Below are 19,037 nucleotides of genomic sequence, written 5' to 3'. Positions count from 1 at the left end.
CTTTTTCTCTTAACGAAGAAAAAGAAGTTATATTCTATTTATTATAAAACTTAATCTCATCTTCTGCGATTGCTTTTTCGTAAAGATCCTTTTGAACCTGTTTTAAGAAATCTGCTTTTCGGTGTTCAATAAATATTTCTTTCAACTGCGTTTTTACATATTCATATGGAGCTTCATCTCCCCCCAGTTTGTATTCTTTGATATTCACTAGATAGACAAATGCAGAGTCTTTGGCTTCTACATTTTTATTTGTTTTTAGGAACTGTCCCCTATCTGCTATGTCGGAAGGGATGTTGTCCATTATGTCGTCAAAGTCTACCCATCTATCGTAAAAATATTCATAGGCAACAGCATTTTGCAATGTGTTTTTTTCAATGTTTTCGATTGCATCACTAGTCCCTTGTTTATACCATTTCTCAAAATTCTTTAACTGAGAAGATTCTACCGGAATTTTTAGAAACAACCCTTTTATGATATTATCTTCGAGCTTTATTTTATCTTTATTTTGTTCATAAAATGTTTTCAGTTCATTCTCACTGATTGATTGTGAGAGTTGTTGTTTCAATAGTTGTTCCTGATATGTATTGGATATTAATGATTTCCTATAATTTTCTACCAAGGTATTTATTTCGTCCTTGTTTGTAATGTTTTGCTGAGCTTTATCATACATCAGCTGCTCCCCGATCCACATATCGATATACGTAGAAGCATACTTGGTGCTGTCCTCTTTGGACAGACCTTTAGGGATGACTGTTTCTATGTCAGCCTTATATAGCGTGTTCTCGTTTACTGTAACTATAGGGGACTGGTTCATATCAACGCTTTCCCCCTTTTTTTCACTACATGAAAAAAGACAGAGCAGGATGGCTGTGATAACTATTGTAATTGTTTTTTTCATTTTATAGACTCTATTACAGATTTATTCATAGAGACTTTGTATTTGTTCGATAGATACGTATCCCATTCCTTTTCCAGCTCTTGTTGATAGTCTGCTTCAACTGCCGTTCTTACATCGCGATAATCTTCCGGAGTCTTTATTTCTTTGCCTACTACAGAAAAGAAGGGAAGGTCAGGTAAAGCTTTAGGCTTTTTACCTCCATATATTTTATAGTCTATATACTGATTCTCTCCTTTTTCCCATACTCCGGGTCCTATTTTTACCACGATAGAGTCTTTGTTTAGTCTTTTTATTTTATCTAAAATCTTCTCTATGGTCTTTTCTTTTGTCGCAATTTTTTCAGCATCAGCTAAGCTTTTTTCATCCTTTGCGAAAATTATTATCCCTTTGTATTTAGGGTTGTCTAGTTTGTATTTTTTCTTGTTCGCTTTGAAACATCTATCGAGACCCTCTTCGTCCGTTTTGCTACGCGACCATATGTTTTTGTCCTTTACGGCATATAATAAAAGCCCATCGGAGAATTCATCCATTATCTGTTTTACTTCGGGCTGAGTATCTTCTAACGAATCTTCTATATAATCCAGCGTTACTATGCTTAAGAAATTGTTGAAATATTCTTGAAGAATATCGGTAGACAGATTGTGAGGGAGAGTTTCTGTAACACTCATCATTTCAATGTCATCCTTGTTTTTCTTCAACAGGTTTTGTCTGTAATCTATATATCGGGCAAATTCTCTTACCGGAACATCTCTTTTTCCCTCTATAACTATCAATGTATTGTTATCGTCCTTTATCGTAGTTGTAAATAGAGAATCTCTGGGAGATAAAGTTTCTGCAATTTTATTGATCTTGGAAAATTCATCTTGGTTGATCTTAATTTGCATTTTCTCATACAGACGAGCTCTTTTTTCTTTATTCAGATCGTAAGTTCTGTTACTGCTTTTTATTTTTTGCAGCAATTGTCCTCTCATTACTTCGTAAGACGGAACCGGAATCTTTCTCAACAGTCTGATTATATGAAATCCGTAGTCGGATATTACGGGTTGGCTTATGTCTCCCGGATTTTCCAAGTTGAATGCCGCTGTGAGAAATTCTGGAGATAGGTTAGAATCTAACCCTACAATACCAAAATAACAACCTTTATCTCCCGTTTTGTATGCTTCGGAAAAAGCATCGCATAAAGTCTGAAAATCTTCCGTTGAATTTATGCGATTGTACTCTTTGTGCGCTATAGCCTTTACACTGTCTATATGACTCTCGGGAGCAGGTATTCTAGAAAAGCGGAACATAACCTGTTCAATTTCGGCAGAGCCAATAGCTTTCCGTCTGTCCAATACCTGTATAATATGATATCCGTTAGCAGTACGTATGGGCATACTGATTTCGTTGAGGGGCGTTGAGTAAACTGCATCTTCCACTTTTGGGGAGAGGATGAATGGAGCAACCCACCCTATGTATCCATTTTTGCTTTCCATGCCTAGGTAATGGTTTGCAATATTGCTCCTTTTCTCTAACAGATTTTCCTTAAAACCTTCTTTCGTTATTTTCTCTCTTATTTCAAGAGCCTTGTTGAAAACAGCGGCAGTGTCGGACGGTAGAATCAATTCTTTATCGAAAGGAATGAGAAAATGGTTTATCTCAACATTCTCAATGAGGCGATTGTACATCTTTTGTGTGTACATCCTTTCTGAGATTGTATCCGTCAAATAAGGTTTTGCAATAATGGATCTATAAGCCTCCAACTCATCTTTGTGTCGTGTTGTCGTATCTAAAAGTTGAGCTCTTGCTTCTTCTACATTCATTTTAAGTTCGATATACGATTGGGTAAAATCTTCTATCGTTAATTTGATGTCGGCATTTTCGTTGCTCTTTTTATAGGCTTTTTGAAGCTCCGATTTGTAAACAGGCTTCCCGTTTATGGTAAAAGCTATTTGGTCTGCATCTTGAGCATGCAGAGATACGAGGTATAATAAAGAGATTAATATAAAATATAATCTTTTGTTCATATATGCTAAATCGTTGAAAATAAACTAGGGGCAAAGATACAAGAAATATATGCGTATAATATTTAAAATATTTAAAAAAGACCGAATGAAAATTCTCTAAATTATAAGAATATAAAATAAACGCTAGATTTCCGGTTGGCTTGAATGAGAAAGGAGAAGTAATAATCCTGATAAAGATAGTTAAAATTTAAAGGTTGTCTAAAGAAATAGACGAAAATGCTTTGTTGTCTAAATTTTTAGACATACATTTGTGAAAACATAGTTTATTGATCTCGAAAAATAAAAATATAAAGATATGCAATTGACCAAAGCCGAAGAACAGATAATGCAAATACTCTGGAATATAGGAGAGGGTTCTGTTCAGGATATTCTTAAAGGGTTTGAAGGGAGTAAGCCGGCAAGAACAACGGTAGCCACTATTTTGAGCATTTTGGAGAATAAAGAGTTCGTTCAGCATCGCTCTGAGGGGCGGACTAATATCTATTATTCCCTTGTCTCTAAAGACGCTTATTCGAAGAAACAACTATTCGGATTTGTTAAGGATTATTTTAATGGTTCATTTTCTTCTATGGTGTCGTTCTTTGCAAAAGAAACGAATCTCTCTCTCGAAGAAGTAGACCAGTTGATGAAAGAGACAAAGAAAGCGCTAGAGGAAGAGGACTCTAATGAGGGTAAACTCTAAAAAAAATATCATCATGGAACCATTTATTATTTATATAGGAAAAGTAGCTGTCTGTTTAGGAATATTCTTGGCAGTATATGTTTTGTTTTTGCGTAATACAACATTTTTTCGCTTCAACCGGATATATCTTTTGTTGGGCTTTTTGGCTTCGCTGGTGTTGCCTCTGATAAATCCTACATATGATGTTGTGTTGACCGCACCTGTATCAACTCTAGAATCATCAGGTTCTGTAGATGTCGCTGTCGCAGTAGATAAATCTGTTGATGTATGGCTCTTGTTGGGAAGTGCTTATCTTATTGGGCTTGTATGCATGGTTGTAAGAAATATTTATTCCTATATCAAAATTGGTAAATTGATTAAGAGCGGTTGTGAGGAATCGTTGGGGCGCTCTACTATTGTCGACAATAGGGCGGTTAAGTCTCCTTTTAGTTTTCTGAATTATATTCTCATCAATTCAGAGATGATGAGTGCAAAAGAAAAAGAGTTGATTATAAAACACGAACAAATTCATATAGAACAACGGCATTGGATAGATCTCCTATGTAGCGAATGCATGCTCCTGCTGCAATGGTTCAATCCTCTGGCTTGGATATATGTACGTAAGTTAAAGGAAAATCATGAATTCTTAGTTGATAAGGCTGTTCTTGCATCGGGTGTATCACCTTATGTGTATCAGGCAGTATTGGTCAATCAGGAGTTTAAGGGCCCGATGTTTTCCTTTGCTAATTCATTTAACTATTCAAAACCATTAAATCGTCTAAGTATGATGAAAAAAGAAAAAAGTGCATGGTGGAAAAGACTAACAGCTTTGGCTGTAGTCCCAATGTTTGGCTTGTTTTTATGGGCCTCGGCAGAGCCAAATTATATTGTTGATTCTAGAGTATATCAGGCAATCGGTCAAGATACAATAAAGCCGATTGAAAAAAATAACTCTGCAACTATAACGGTGAAAGGAGGACAGACTTTGGATATGGAAGATGCATTAATATTTGTCGATGGCACGAAGGTGTCAAGCAAGGACAACCTGATCGCAGATGATATTGCGAGCATGGATGTGCTGAAAGGTAAGTTAGCTATGGATAAGTATGGCGAAGACGGAGGGAAAGGAGTTATTCTTATTACAACCAAAGAACATGCAAAGAAGAAAAGTCAATCACCTGTATTGGATCAAAAAGAAGCCTTAATACTTGTTGACGGGAAAGAAATATCATCTATAGATGATGTTAATCCGGAAGATGTAAAGGATATAAGCTTTTTGAAAGATATGGATAAATCGGCTGTTGAACTTTATGGGGAAAAAGCTAAAAATGGTATTGTGTTGATTACATCAAAGAACAAAGGTTCTCTAAGTGTTGGCTTAAATAATAATGAGAAAGGATCTTTGGAGATAAATCAACTTGTAGGCGATGCGAAGCCTTTGTATATCGTTGACGACAAAGAAGTGTCATCAATTGACGATATTAAGCCGGAAGATATTGAAAGCGTGTCGGTGTTGAAAGATAAATCAGCTATAGATGTTTATGGTGAAGAAGGCAAAAATGGTGTAATTGTTGTGAAAATGAAGAAAAAATAAAGAAAAAATAAAATATAACTCTTTAAACTACTACTTTATACTATGTGATGAAAAAAAGCTGCACGATCTTTCTTGTAGCTTTTTTATTGTATTGATAATTGATGTATAGAGCATGATTAGAGGGGAGTTTGCGATTTCGACTTCTGTTTAACTAAAAAATAAGGAGTTAGCAGTGATTTTCTGCTAAAAAGTAGTACCTTTGCACCCTCAAAATATATATATGCAAAATATTAGGAATATTGCGATTATCGCACACGTCGATCACGGTAAGACAACCCTTGTTGATAAGATCATGCTTGCCGGAAAACTTTTCAGAGACAATCAATCTACAGCTGAATTTACATTAGATAATAATGACCTGGAACGTGAAAGAGGGATTACTATTCTTTCTAAGAATGTATCAATCAATTATAAGGGGACTAAAATCAATGTGATAGATACTCCCGGACACGCCGACTTTGGTGGTGAAGTAGAGCGTGTACTTAACATGGCTGACGGATGTTTGCTATTGGTCGATGCATTTGAAGGACCGATGCCTCAAACTCGTTTCGTTCTGCAAAAGGCAATCCAGATGGGATTGAAGCCTATTGTTGTTATCAATAAGGTGGATAAGCCAAACTGTCGCCCCGATGAGGTGTATGAAATGGTGTTTGACTTAATGTTCAGCCTCGATGCTACAGAAGAACAATTAGACTTCCCTGTTGTATATGGTTCGGCCAAACAAGGATGGATGTCTACTGACTGGAAGACACAGACTGAAGATATAACCCCGTTGTTGGATGCTATTGTTGAGTATATCCCTGCTCCGGAAATTCTAGAGGGTACACCTCAGATGCTGATCACTTCGTTGGACTACTCTAAATACGTTGGGCGTATTGCTATCGGTAGACTGCATAGAGGTGAACTGAAAGAGAATATGGATGTGTCTCTGTGTAAGCGCGATGGGAGTATTGTTAAAACCAGAATAAAAGAAATCAATACATTCGAGGGTCTAGGAAGAACTAAGGTCTCGAATGTTCAATGCGGCGACATCTGTGCGCTGATAGGTATCGAAGGATTCGAAATTGGAGATTCTATTGCAGATCTTGAAAATCCTGAACCGCTACCAACAATTGATATTGACGAGCCTACAATGTCAATGATGTTTACAATCAATGATTCTCCATTTTTTGGAAAAGAAGGGAAATTTGTAACATCTCGTCATATTCACGACCGTTTGGTCAGAGAGTTGGATAAAAACTTAGCTCTACGTGTAGAACTGACGGAAAATGCTGACTCATGGATTGTTTATGGTAGAGGAATATTGCACTTGTCGGTCTTGATAGAAACAATGCGTCGCGAAGGATATGAACTTCAGGTAGGTCAGCCAAAAGTGATTATCAAAGAGGTTGACGGAGTGAAGCATGAGCCGATAGAGCAATTGACAATCAATCTGCCGGATGAAACAGCAAGTAAGATAATCGACTTGGTTACAAGACGCAGAGGAGAGCTTACTGCTATGACCAGCAAAAAGGACAGGACATACTTGGAATTTAAAATTCCATCAAGAGGAATCATTGGTCTAAGTAACTTGGCTTTGACTCTTTCTGCCGGAGAAGCTGTAATCGCTCATCGCTTCCTTGACTTTGAACCATGGAAAGGTGATATTGAAAAACGTTCTAATGGATCTATTATTGCAAGCGAGTCGGGTAACGCTTATGCCTATGCTTTAGATAAGTTGCAGGATAGAGGTCGATTCTTTGTAGAGCCTCAGACTGATATATACATGGGTCAAATCGTAGGGGAGAGCAACAAAGAAGGAGATTTGGTTGTGAATCTTACAAAATCTAAAAAGCTGACCAATGTGCGTGCTTCGGGTACGGATGATAAGGCAAAACTTGCCCCTGCAATTATTTTCAGTTTAGAAGATGCACTTGAGTATATCAAGAGTGATGAATATGTGGAGGTTACCCCTAGCTCAATTCGTCTCAGAAAAATATACTTAGATGAGAATGATAGAAAAAGAATGACTAAAAAATAATAACGATAGTTCGTTTATACAGAAAAGAGATCCTTGATTCGAGGATCTCTTTTTTGTTTGAATAGCTTTGATATCAGTATTTTATTTTGTATTATTGTTAGGTAAACCGTAAAAATACATTGCTATGAAATCAATATTCACATATCTTCTATTGCTGATGTTTTTCACGTCTTGTGGTTCAACCTATTTCTTATCAACGCTTGATTCTAAAAATACTGATGTAGAAAAACAAGACAATGGCGACTTTCTGATAGAAACAGATAGTCTGTGGATAGCATACTGTTTCAATGGACAAGATGCTCCGGTGTGGATAACAGTATATAATAAATTAGATAAGCCTCTCTATGTAGATTGGAAAAAGTCCGCATTGGTTATCAACGATGAAGCTTTCTCTTATGCCGGAGGTAAGCTTGATATCTCCGGAAGTGGTGATTTCTATCAATATGATACAGGCTATGGGACTAGTTCTTTTGGAGGAACAATGGAAAAAAGAGAAGATATTACTTTTGTGCCTCCTAAATCGAAAGTGAGCTTTTCATCGTTAAGCCTAAACTTTAATTTTAATAACTTAGATAAAGAATTGTACGAGAAAGGTTATATGTTGGATAAAGAAAAAGGTGCATTTAAGGTAAATAGGATTTCCTTTAATGAAGAAACTAGTCCTATCCTTATCCAGAGTTTTTTGACCGTTTACGAAAAACCTGAAAAACCGATGTTATTCAAACAAGATTTTTTCATGACGGAAGTTGTTAAGACAAAATCAGTTTCGCCTCAAAAATTGTCGACAGAACAAATGAATCGAGGAGATTTCTTTTATTCAATCAAGCCCTCAAATAATGATGTTACTATGACTATTATCGGAGTTGCTGTTGTCGGGGTTGCCGCAGTAGGATTGATTGTTGGGGGAGGTTCAGATGTTCATTTAGCAGAATAAAGTACAGTAAAGTATCCGGCATCTAATCAGCTATTTCTAAATTCAAAATCATAGATAAAGAGAAGTCCTATAAATAGAAAGATGGTGTAAAGATAAATATTTTTGTTTTTTAGCCATCTGTAAATAAGATAAATACGATTAATTGGTTACATAGCAAAGAGTGGTTTTGGAAGAATTGATAGTAATGGTTTAACGCAAAAAAGATGCAATCCGATAGAGAAATACTAAAAAAGAGACAGAATCAAATAAAATCTCTAAAGCAGAACAAAGCTCTTGTCTTTCTATTTTCTTTAAAGTCTTTTGATTATACTTTAATCTAAAGAAATAATTATCTTTGCGTCATTAAAAACGCAAGAGTATTATAGTTATGGAGTACAACTTTAAAGAAATAGAAAAACGTTGGCAAGAATATTGGGTAAAAAACAATATATATAAGGTTACAGAAGATAAAAGTAAACCGAAATATTATGTGCTCGACATGTTTCCCTATCCTTCGGGGGCGGGCTTGCACGTAGGACACCCTCTGGGTTATATCGCTTCCGATATATACTCTCGCTACAAGCGTTTAAATGGTTTCAATGTGCTTCATCCTATGGGGTACGATGCCTATGGTTTGCCTGCTGAACAATACGCTATACAGACAGGGCAGCATCCGGCTATTACTACCGAACAAAACATTAAAAGATACAGAGAACAGCTAGATAAGATTGGTTTCTCTTTCGACTGGAGCAGGGAAATACAAACCTGCGAACCAGGCTATTATCATTGGACACAATGGGCATTTATCCAGATGTTCAATAGCTACTATTGTAACGATGAACAACAAGCCCGTCCGATTGCTGAACTTGTTAGCGCATTCGAACAAACCGGAACAGAGGGGTTGAATGTTGCTTGCAGCGAAGATTTAGACTTTTCTGCTGCGGAATGGAAATCTTATTCTGAAAAAGAGCAGCAAGAAATCTTGTTGAATTACCGTATTGCATACTTGAGCAATGCAACTGTAAACTGGTGTGGTGCATTAGGTACCGTATTGGCTAACGATGAGGTTATAAATGGCTTGTCGGAACGAGGAGGACATCCGGTAGAACAGCGCAAGATGCGTCAATGGAGTCTTCGCGTATCGGCATATGCTCAACGCTTGCTTGAAGGCTTGGACAAGATTGACTGGAGTGATTCTATAAAAGAAACACAACGCAACTGGATTGGTCGTAGCGAGGGTGCTGAAATGAAATTCAAAGTGAAGGATTCTGATCTGGAATTTGAAATATTCACTACCCGTGCCGATACTATTTTCGGAGTTACTTTCATGGTTTTAGCTCCTGAGAGCGAATATGTATATCAGGTGACAACCCCTGAGCAGAAAGCAGAAATAGATGAATATCTGGCTGCAACAAAACGTCGTACAGAACGCGATCGTCAAATGGATAAGAAAGTTTCGGGTGTATTTACCGGAGCTTATGCTATCAACCCGCTTAATGGGAAAGAAATTCCTATTTGGGTAGCAGACTATGTATTGGCCGGATACGGAACGGGTGCCATTATGGCTGTTCCTGCACATGATAGCCGCGACTATGCATTTGCTAAACACTTCGGATTACCAATAATTCCGTTGATTGAAGGTGCTGACGTTTCGGAAGAAAGTTTCGATGCAAAAGAAGGAATCATGATGAATTCAGGATTCTTGAATGGCTTAACTGTAAAAGAAGCAATTGAAAAAACAAAAGAATATATCAAAGAGAAAGGTTTAGGTCATGTTAAGACAAATTATCGTCTTCGCGATGCCATATTCTCTCGTCAACGTTACTGGGGAGAACCGTTCCCTGTGTGCTACAAAGACAATATGCCTTATATGCTTCCTTTGGATAAATTACCATTGGAGCTTCCCGAGGTAGATAAGTATTTGCCTACAGAAAGTGGCGAGCCTCCATTAGGTCGCGCTACTAAATGGGCATGGGATACAGTGAAAAATGAGGTTGTAGATAAGTCTTTGATAGACAATAAAACAGTATTCCCTTTAGAGTTGAATACAATGCCCGGTTTTGCAGGATCTTCTGCCTATTACTTGCGTTATATGGATCCAAGCAACGATAAAGAGCTTGTGTCTAAAAATAACGATGAATACTGGCGCAATGTTGATTTATATATCGGCGGGACAGAACATGCTACCGGTCACTTAATCTACAGTCGCTTCTGGAATAAATTCTTATTCGATTTAGGTGTTTCTTGCGAGGATGAGCCTTTCAAGAAGTTGATCAATCAGGGAATGATTCAAGGGCGCAGTAACTTTGTTTACCGCATCAACGGAACAAACAAATTTGTTTCTCTTGGCTTGAAAGATCAATATGAAACTACTCCTCTTCATGTGGATGTAAATATTGTACACAACGACTTGCTGGACTTAGAAGCATTTAAAGCGTGGCGTCCTGAATTTGCAACAGCAGAGTTTGTATTGGAAGATGGCAAATATGTTTGTGGATGGACTGTAGAGAAAATGTCAAAATCGTACCACAACGTAGTTAATCCGGATGATATAGTAGAAAAATACGGAGCTGATACGTTGCGTATTTACGAAATGTTCCTTGGCCCATTAGAGCAGTCTAAGCCTTGGGATACAAATGGTATCGATGGTGTAAACCGTTTCTTGCGCAAGCTTTGGGGAATGTTCTATAAGGACGACTCTTTTGTTGTAACAGATGAGGCTCCGTCGAAAGAAGAACTTAAGGCTTTACATAAACTAATAAAGAAAGTATCGTCAGATATTGAGACTTTCTCATTCAATACTTCTGTGTCGGCATTTATGATTTGTGTAAATGACTTGACAGCGCTTAAGTGTAATAAGAAAGCGATATTGAAAGAGTTGCTGGTGTTGTTGGCTCCTTTCGCTCCGTTTATTGCAGAAGAGTTGTGGCATGCTCTGGGAAATACAACATCGGTTTGTGTTGCTACATGGCCTGAATTCAAAGAGGAATATTTGGTAGAAGACTCATTCAAATACGGAGTAGCATTTAATGGTAAGGTTCGTTTCGAATTGGAGTTTGCTGCCGATGCAACTCAAAGCGAAGTGGAACAAACCGTGATAAATCATGAGCTTGCTCAAAAGTGGATGGATGGAAAAATGCCTAAGAAGGTAATCTTTGTACCGAAGAAAATGATTAATGTCGTTTTATAAGAAACATAAATGCTTTTTAACTCCCTCGAATTTGTTGTTTTCTTTCCGATAGTCTTTTTTGTCTATTGGTATATTTTAAAAAACAACTTAAGGCAACAGAATATATTTCTACTTGTAGCGAGTTATTTCTTCTATGGTTGCTGGGATTGGCGTTTCTTGTTTCTATTGGCAATATCAACATTTTTATGCTATTACGGGGGACTCAAAATAGATGAGGCATCCTCCCGTAGCAAGCGTAAAATGTGGATGGCAATATCTGTGATTGTCAATATCGGCTTTTTGGGATTCTTCAAATACTTCAATTTCTTTATTGATTCATTCCAAGATTTCCTCCGGTTGTTTGGTCTCACACCTCATATACATACCTTGCAGATAATCCTTCCTGTGGGGATTTCTTTCTATACTTTTCATGGCTTATCATATGTTCTGGATATTTACAATGAGAAGATTAAGCCTACCCGTAACTGGGTTGATTACTCCCTGTTTGTAAGCTTCTTTCCTCTTTTGGTTGCAGGACCTATAGAACGGGCAACACACTTGCTTCCTCAGATCGAAAAACTTAGAACCTTTGATTATAAAAGAGCAGCAGATGGTCTGCGTCAGATCTTATGGGGACTGTTCAAAAAGGTTGTCATAGCGGATGGTTGTGCCGAGTATGTTAATCAGATATTCGACAATAGTGCCGATCAGCCGGGAAGTGCTTTGGCACTTGGTGCTGTATTGTTTGCTTTCCAGATATACGGAGACTTTTCGGGATATTCAGATATTGCATTGGGTACGGCCAGACTGTTAGGCTTTGATCTGTTGCAAAACTTCAAATTCCCTTATTTCTCCAGAGATATAGCTGAGTTCTGGAGACGTTGGCATATATCCCTTTCCTCTTGGTTCAGAGATTATCTTTATATCCCCCTGGGCGGAAGTAGAGGAGGTATGGCTCAGACAATACGAAATACATTTATTATATTTCTAGTTAGTGGTTTTTGGCATGGAGCTAACTGGACTTTTGTGGCATGGGGCGGACTTCATGCTTTATTTATGATGCCGTCTATTGTAACCAAAAGAAACAGAAGGAATCTGGAGATTGTAGCGCAAGGGAAAATATTGCCGAACCTAGTAGATATTTTTCATATAACTATAACTTTCTTACTTGTTGTATTAGCGTGGATATTTTTCCGAGCCGATACGATACAACATGCATTTTCTTACATTTCCGGATTGAAAGATGATATTTTTACGCTTCCATACCTCTCTCCTAAAACAATAATTTATATCTTGTTGGTTGTTTTTATGCTAGTAGTAGAATGGATAGGACGAGAAGGGAAGTATGCGCTCGAACATTTTGCAACGATAAAAAGCTCCCTCTTTAAATGGATCTTTTACTATGTGATATTGATGTTGATATTCCTGCTTGCCGGAGGAGATCAAGTATTCATTTACTTCCAGTTTTAACCGAATGAAGAAGTTTATAAAACGTTTAGCCTTATTCTGTCTGCCAATCCTGATTCTGGCATATCCTGTCGATCTGTTCATATCGAATGGATTGAGGAATTCCACTTATAGCGATGGTGAGATTGAAATATGGAATGATCTTTACAATGGAGACTTGCAGGCAAAGCATCTTTTTTATGGATCATCCAGAGCATGGGTTCATTTTAGTCCGGCAGTGATGGAGCAGGAGACGGGTGTCCCTTTTTACAATCTGGGTATGGATGCTCATAATTTTTATATGCAGCGCCTTAGACACGAAGAGATGTTGAAACACAATCCGAAGCCGGAACTTATAGTGTTAGGGTTGGATATGGGATCTTTAGAAAAAAGACCGGATTTGTACAATAAGAATATGCTTTTGCCTTTCATGTTATGGAACAAGACGATTGCGGATGCTGCTCTGACATACAAAGGATTTACGAAGGCTGATTTTATGATTCCTCTTTATCGTTATTTTGGAGAATTTGAAGCCGTAAAATCAGGACTGAAATATTACATTCAGCCCGATGATAGGTTCCGTTACAGAGGATACAAAGGCAGAGATGAGGAATGGAATAGTGACTTGGATAAAGCGAAGGCCGAAATAGGAACATATACAGTAAATTTGGATAGCCTTTCAATCGAATTGTTTAAAGAGTTTTTAGTGCAGACTAAAGCTGATTCTATTCCCGTTGTACTTGTCTATACTCCGGAATATATAGAAGGGCAAGGCTTTGTGAGTAATAGAGATGAAATAATGCGAATGTATCGAGATTGGTCGAAAGAGTATGATGTACCTTTCTTGGATTATTCTCAGGACTCCATCAGTTATCACAAAGAGTTCTTTTATAATACCATGCATATGAACCGTAAGGGGAGTGAGCTTTTTACCGAAAAATTAGCAAAAGATTTAATCAAATATGAATTATTAAAATAACGAGTATGCCTAAAAAATATTTAAAAGAATTTTATTGGAAAGACTATGTGACTATTACATTTGGTCTTCTTCTTTATGCAATTGGGCTTATTGGGTTTATCAAACCTGTTGGAATTGTTACGGGAGGTCTAGCGGGTATTGCTCTACTTATCGAGTATGCGGTAAACATACCTTTACAGTATACTTATTTCTTGGTAAACTGCTTGCTTTTGGTTGTCGCTCTTAAAATTTTGGGTGTAAAGTTTCTTATAAAAACAATATATGGCGTATTTGTCTTAACAGGATTATTGACCGTATGTCAGATGTATATAACAGCTCCAATAGTAGCCGGAGAGCCTCTTCTTTCGGGTGTTATCGGTGCTATGATGTGCGGTACGGGAATTGGTTTGGTATTCAGCTCTAATGGTAGTACGGGAGGTACAGATATTATTGTAGCTGTAATCAACAAATATAAGAATATCGCCTTTGGGAGAGGTATGCTGTTGTGTGACTTTGTTATCATAAGTAGTTCTTACTTCCTGTTTTATGATTATCAAAAGATTGTGTATGCTCTGATTGTTATGGGGGTGATGACATACTGTATAGATATGGTTATCAATGGTTTTCGTCAGTCAGTTCAATTGCTTATTTTCTCAGAAAAATATGCTACTATTGCAACAGCAATTAATTCTGAGCTAGGAAGAGGATGTACTGTTCTTGATGGTACGGGCTGGTATACGAAACGTCCAACAAAGGTTTTGATTGTATTAGCCAAGCGTACAGAAGCTGTTGTAATCTTTCGCCTAATAAAAAGTATTGATGAAAAAGCCTTTATTTCTCAGAGTACAGTAAGGGGAGTATATGGAGAAGGTTTTGATAAAATAAGAGGATAATAAATCTGACTTTTATAATAAAAAATAGGCACTCATGCGAGTGCCTATTTTTTATTATAATTAGTTCTTTAAGTTATTTAGCAAACTCTAATTTGTCTAACTTATTCCATGCTCCACGTGTAAAGTCAGGTATTTCTACTGGAGCAGAATTGTTCTCTAAAGAAAGTGCTGTTAGCGGGATTAAAGAACACCATTCAGCAAGGTCGTATACGTCCATGTCTAGATGTAAACCGTTTTGCAGACAGTAGATCAGACGGTAGTCCATGATAAAGTCCATTCCTCCGTGTCCTCCTACTTTCTTCGCAGTTTCTTCCAGCTCTTTAGCTATCGGGTGTTTGTATTTCTCCATCAACGCTTTGTATGTCTGATAGTTTTTGTCATCATCTCTAGGAATTCTGTTCGAAATAAAAGTGTGTGCATCAAGATTTTCGTGGTTAGGAATATCTCCGTCGTTCAAAGTGCCTTTAGCAAAACTAAAGCCTTGGATTGGGTACTTATTTGCAAAGCCTTTAGAACCAGTTAGTTGATACATTCTGCTGTAAGGACGAGGAGAGTTCACATTGTGCTCTATAAGGATTGTTTTTCCTTTCTCAGTCTTTATCAAGGTTGAAGTATGTTCTCCGTTTTTGAAGTCAGTTGCATCCTCTCCGGTTGTTTCTTTGATATGGTTGATGCTTGAGATTTGTTTTCCATCAACACAAACTAAATAGTTTAATTTGTCACCACGGTGTATATTCATTGCTTGGCATACAGGTCCTAATCCGTGAGTAGGGTATAGGTCGCCTCTGTGGTGTCTGTTGTAGTTCATACGCCAGTTGTTGTAGTAAGTGTCCCAGAAGCCTTTCAGTTCGTGGATATAAGCACCTTCTCCGTGAAGAATTTCTCCCAATACTCCTTGTTGTACCATATTAAGAGTTGTCATTTCAAAGAAATCGTATACGCAGTTTTCTAGTTGCATGCAGTGTTTGCGTGTTTTCTCTGAAGTGTCTACAAGACCCCAAATTTCATCTAGTGTCATCGCTGAAGGGACTTCTATTGCAACATGCTTGCCATCTTTCATAGCCTGTATGCCTATCATGGCATGGCTAGACCAGTCTGTTGCAACATAGATTAAATCAACATTTGGGAGTGCGGTCACTTGGCGCCAAACGGCTGTGTCGCCGTAAAATTCTTGGGCTTTAGCTATACCTTTCGCTTCCAGTTTTTTGTTAACTTTCTCTACTCTGTCTTTTTCAATGTCGCATAAAGCAACAATTTCTACTCCCGGAATGTGAGTCATGCGCTCTACGGCTCCCGGTCCTCTCATACCCAGACCGATAAACGCTACTCGTACGGTAGGGATAGGATCGGCTTTTAGTAATAAAACGTCAGTTTGTCCTGCGGCACGTTCTGGTACAGGGGTACTGATAACTCTGCTTAGTTCTTTCTCGTTTTTGGTCGTATTACACCCTACAAGAATTAAACAAATGAAAATGGCTTGGATAATCTTTCTCATGATGTACTTGAATTTTTTAGGTTTTTCCATTAAGTATTAGTTCTTAATTATTGAAAATAAGTATCTAATATCATTATTTTTTATCAAATATAGATATAATTATGAGTATATAATATTTTTATTTTGTTAATTAACATATGGATTCTCGTTTTGTTCTAATTGAAGCCTTTGCTGAATGAGGTATAAGCTTCTGGTTCTATTGAAAATGCTTATTTGACCTGTAAAAAATCATTGCTCTGAATTTGATTTTTAACAGTCTGTTGAGATTTGCTATGAGATGACCTTGTGTAATCCTTTTGTCTAATTTTTTCTATCTTTGCTTATTCGATATAATAGAAACAAAATATATAATAAGCTGTGTCAAAAAAGATAGTTGAAACTCCGTTAATGAAGCAATATAATGAGATCAAGAGTAAACATCCTGATGCTATATTGCTGTTTAGGGTTGGGGACTTTTATGAAACCTTTTCCCAAGACGCTATTGACGCTGCTGAAATATTGGGTATAACTCTTACTCGCAGAGGGAATGGTACGGCTCAGTTTATAGAGCTGGCAGGTTTTCCTCATCATGCTCTTGATACTTATCTGCCTAAGTTGGTAAGAGCAGGACGGAGAGTTGCTATTTGTGATCAACTGGAAGATCCTAAGCAAACAAAAACTCTGGTAAAAAGAGGGATAACAGAATTGGTTACTCCTGGTGTTTCCACAAATGATAATATCCTTAATCATAAAGAAAATAACTTCTTGTGTGCAATACACTTTGGAAAGAATATTTGTGGTATTTCCTTATTAGATATCTCTACCGGAGAGTTTCTTGTAGCAGAGGGCTCTAAAGAATATATAGACAAGCTCTTGACTAATTTTTCTCCCAAAGAAGTGTTGATAGAACGAACAAAGAGAAAATTCTTTGAGGAGAATTTCGGATCTCGCTTCTTTATCTTCGAACTCGAAGATTGGGTCTTTACAGAGGATACGGCAAAGGGAAGATTATTAAAACACTTTGAGACAAGGAATCTAAAAGGTTTCGGAGTAGAGCATCTGAATAATGGTATTATAGCTGCCGGCACAATTTTACACTACTTGGATGTAACTCAGCATCATCAAATAGGGCACATTACATCATTATCTCGTATAGAAGAAGATAAGTATGTTCGTCTGGATAAGTTTACAGTTCGTAGTTTGGAACTTATTTCTACAATGAACGAAGGAGGCAAAAGCCTATTGGATATTCTTGATAAAACCGTATCTCCGATGGGAGCCCGTATGTTGAGACGATGGCTGCTCTTCCCTCTTAAAGATGCAAAACCGATTAACAATAGATTAGCAGTAGTTGAATATTTCTTTAAAGATTTAGATCTGAAAAATTTACTAGAAGAACAGCTGTCGTTGATTGGAGATCTAGAGCGTATTATTTCTAAAGTAGCGACCGGAAGGATTAATCCTCGAGAAATAGTTCAACTAAAGATTGCTTTGAAAGCGATAGAGCCAATTAAAGAAGCTTTTTTGAATTCAGATGAGCCAAGTTTGAGAGAAATAGGAGAGAAATTGAACCCTTGCTCTGAAATTAGAGATCGAATAGAAAGAGAAATTCAGCTCGATCCTCCATCCATGATTAATAAAGGAAACGTTATAAATACCGGAGTAAATGCAGATTTGGATGAGCTTAGAAGTATTGCTTATTCAGGAAAGGATTATCTGCTCAAAATTCAGCAAAGAGAGACAGACGAAACCGGTATTTCTTCTCTGAAGATCGGATTCAATAATGTATTCGGTTATTACATAGAGGTTCGGAATACACATAAAGATAAGGTTCCTGCAGAGTGGATACGTAAACAAACTCTTGTCAATGCGGAGCGATATATTACTCAAGAACTAAAAGAGTATGAAGAAAAAATTTTAGGAGCGGAAGAAAAAATCCTAGCTCTAGAAAGTAATATTTTTAACGATCTTATACTTGGTTTAGTTGAATATATACCAAGCATACAAGTAAATGCTAATTTAGTAGCTCAGACTGATTGTTTGCTTTCTTTTGCTAAAGTAGCTAAAGAAAATAAATATATAAGACCAGAGATTAATGACTCAGATGTTCTCAAGATAAAAAAAGGGCGTCACCCTGTAATTGAAAAGCAGCTCCCTATAGGAGAATCTTATGTTGCTAATGATGTAACGCTTGATAGTGAAAAACAGCAAGTTATTATTATAACAGGACCCAATATGGCGGGTAAGTCAGCATTACTTCGTCAGACGGCACTGATAACACTGATGGCGCAGGCAGGAAGTTTCGTTCCTGCAGAATCAGCTCAGATAGGGCTTGTCGATAAAATATTTACCAGAGTTGGGGCTTCTGATAATATATCATTGGGGGAATCTACCTTCATGGTTGAAATGAATGAGGCCTCTGATATATTGAATAACCTTTCACCAAAGAGTTTAGTGCTTTTTGATGAATTAGGGCGAGGCACAAGTACATACGATGGTATTTCTATCGCCTGGGCTATTGTAGAATATATTCACGAGCATCCCAAAGCAAGAGCTAAAACCCTTTTTGCAACTCACTATCACGAGTTGAACGAAATGGAGAAGTCTTTCAAGCGAATCAAAAATTTTAATGTTTCGGTGAAGGAAATAGACAATAAGATTATCTTTCTACGCAAGCTTGTCCCTGGAGGAAGCGAACATAGTTTTGGTATCCATGTTGCAAAGATGGCAGGTATGCCTCAGAGTATCGTCAAACGAGCAAATTCAATATTGAAGCAATTAGAGTCTGATAATCGTAAACAAGGTATATCCAAACCTATAAAAGATATTAATGAGAATAGGGAAGGTTATCAATTGAATTTCTTCCAACTGGATGATCCGGTATTAAGCCAGGTAAGAGATGAAATAAAATTGTTGGATATAAACAATCTGACACCAATGGAGGCTTTGAATAAATTGAACGAAATCAAGAAAATCGTTTCGGGCAAAGGTTGATAGGCAAACAA

Annotated in this window: 12 protein-coding genes; 9 read left to right on the top strand and 3 right to left on the bottom strand. The window is 37.3% G+C overall.

Annotation, left to right across the window (positions count from 1 at the left end; all coding sequences use genetic code 11):
• Positions 1-34: 34 nt before the first annotated feature.
• Complete coding sequence (locus tag DHU68_RS01060; RefSeq protein ID WP_108821119.1) at positions 35-898, bottom strand: peptidyl-prolyl cis-trans isomerase; 864 nt, start codon at positions 896-898, stop codon at positions 35-37.
• Positions 895-2,904, bottom strand: coding sequence for a peptidylprolyl isomerase (locus DHU68_RS01055; RefSeq protein WP_108821118.1), 2,010 nt, complete (start codon positions 2,902-2,904; stop codon positions 895-897). Before DHU68_RS01055 ends, DHU68_RS01060 begins: the two co-directional genes overlap by 4 nt.
• Before the next feature lie 295 nt (positions 2,905-3,199).
• Between DHU68_RS01055 and DHU68_RS01050 the strand changes: the two genes are divergently transcribed.
• The 8 genes from DHU68_RS01050 (at position 3,200) to DHU68_RS01015 (ending at position 14,558) form a co-directional block, all read left to right on the top strand.
• The gene (locus DHU68_RS01050) at positions 3,200-3,586 is read left to right on the top strand and encodes a BlaI/MecI/CopY family transcriptional regulator (protein WP_108821117.1); all 387 of its coding nucleotides are present in this window, start codon (positions 3,200-3,202) and stop codon (positions 3,584-3,586) included.
• A gap of 13 nt (positions 3,587-3,599) precedes the next feature.
• Positions 3,600-5,159 (top strand): M56 family metallopeptidase, encoded by a 1,560-nt coding sequence (locus DHU68_RS01045; protein WP_160111037.1) that lies wholly within the window; start codon positions 3,600-3,602, stop codon positions 5,157-5,159.
• Positions 5,160-5,379: 220 nt separating this feature from the next.
• Positions 5,380-7,179: a translational GTPase TypA gene (gene typA, locus DHU68_RS01040; protein WP_108821115.1), complete on the top strand. Its 1,800-nt coding sequence runs from the start codon at positions 5,380-5,382 to the stop codon at positions 7,177-7,179.
• A 124-nt stretch (positions 7,180-7,303) separates the two neighbouring features.
• On the top strand, positions 7,304-8,113 hold the full coding sequence (locus DHU68_RS01035; protein ID WP_108821114.1) for a hypothetical protein: 810 nt from the start codon (positions 7,304-7,306) through the stop codon (positions 8,111-8,113).
• 367 nt (positions 8,114-8,480) lie between these two features.
• Entirely contained in the window at positions 8,481-11,282 is a 2,802-nt protein-coding gene (gene leuS, locus DHU68_RS01030) for a leucine--tRNA ligase (protein WP_108821113.1), read from the top strand.
• A 9-nt stretch (positions 11,283-11,291) separates the two neighbouring features.
• The gene (locus tag DHU68_RS01025) at positions 11,292-12,731 is read left to right on the top strand and encodes an MBOAT family protein (protein WP_108821112.1); all 1,440 of its coding nucleotides are present in this window, start codon (positions 11,292-11,294) and stop codon (positions 12,729-12,731) included.
• A gap of 4 nt (positions 12,732-12,735) precedes the next feature.
• Entirely contained in the window at positions 12,736-13,686 is a 951-nt protein-coding gene (locus tag DHU68_RS01020) for a hypothetical protein (protein ID WP_108821111.1), read from the top strand.
• 5 nt (positions 13,687-13,691) lie between these two features.
• Positions 13,692-14,558, top strand: coding sequence for a YitT family protein (locus DHU68_RS01015; RefSeq protein ID WP_108821110.1), 867 nt, complete (start codon positions 13,692-13,694; stop codon positions 14,556-14,558).
• Positions 14,559-14,631: 73 nt separating this feature from the next.
• Here the strand turns inward: DHU68_RS01015 and DHU68_RS01010 are convergent, their stop codons facing one another.
• Complete coding sequence (locus DHU68_RS01010) at positions 14,632-16,053, bottom strand: Gfo/Idh/MocA family protein (RefSeq protein ID WP_108821618.1); 1,422 nt, start codon at positions 16,051-16,053, stop codon at positions 14,632-14,634.
• Positions 16,054-16,440: 387 nt separating this feature from the next.
• On the opposite strand from DHU68_RS01010, the gene mutS reads away from it, so the two are divergent.
• The gene (gene mutS / locus DHU68_RS01005) at positions 16,441-19,026 is read left to right on the top strand and encodes a DNA mismatch repair protein MutS (protein WP_185117487.1); all 2,586 of its coding nucleotides are present in this window, start codon (positions 16,441-16,443) and stop codon (positions 19,024-19,026) included.
• The last annotated feature ends 11 nt before the right edge of the window (positions 19,027-19,037 follow it).

The organism is Dysgonomonas sp. Marseille-P4361 (genome assembly GCF_900343125.1).
GTDB lineage: Bacteria > Bacteroidota > Bacteroidia > Bacteroidales > Dysgonomonadaceae > Dysgonomonas.
This window is presented reverse-complemented; position numbering and strand designations above follow the sequence as displayed.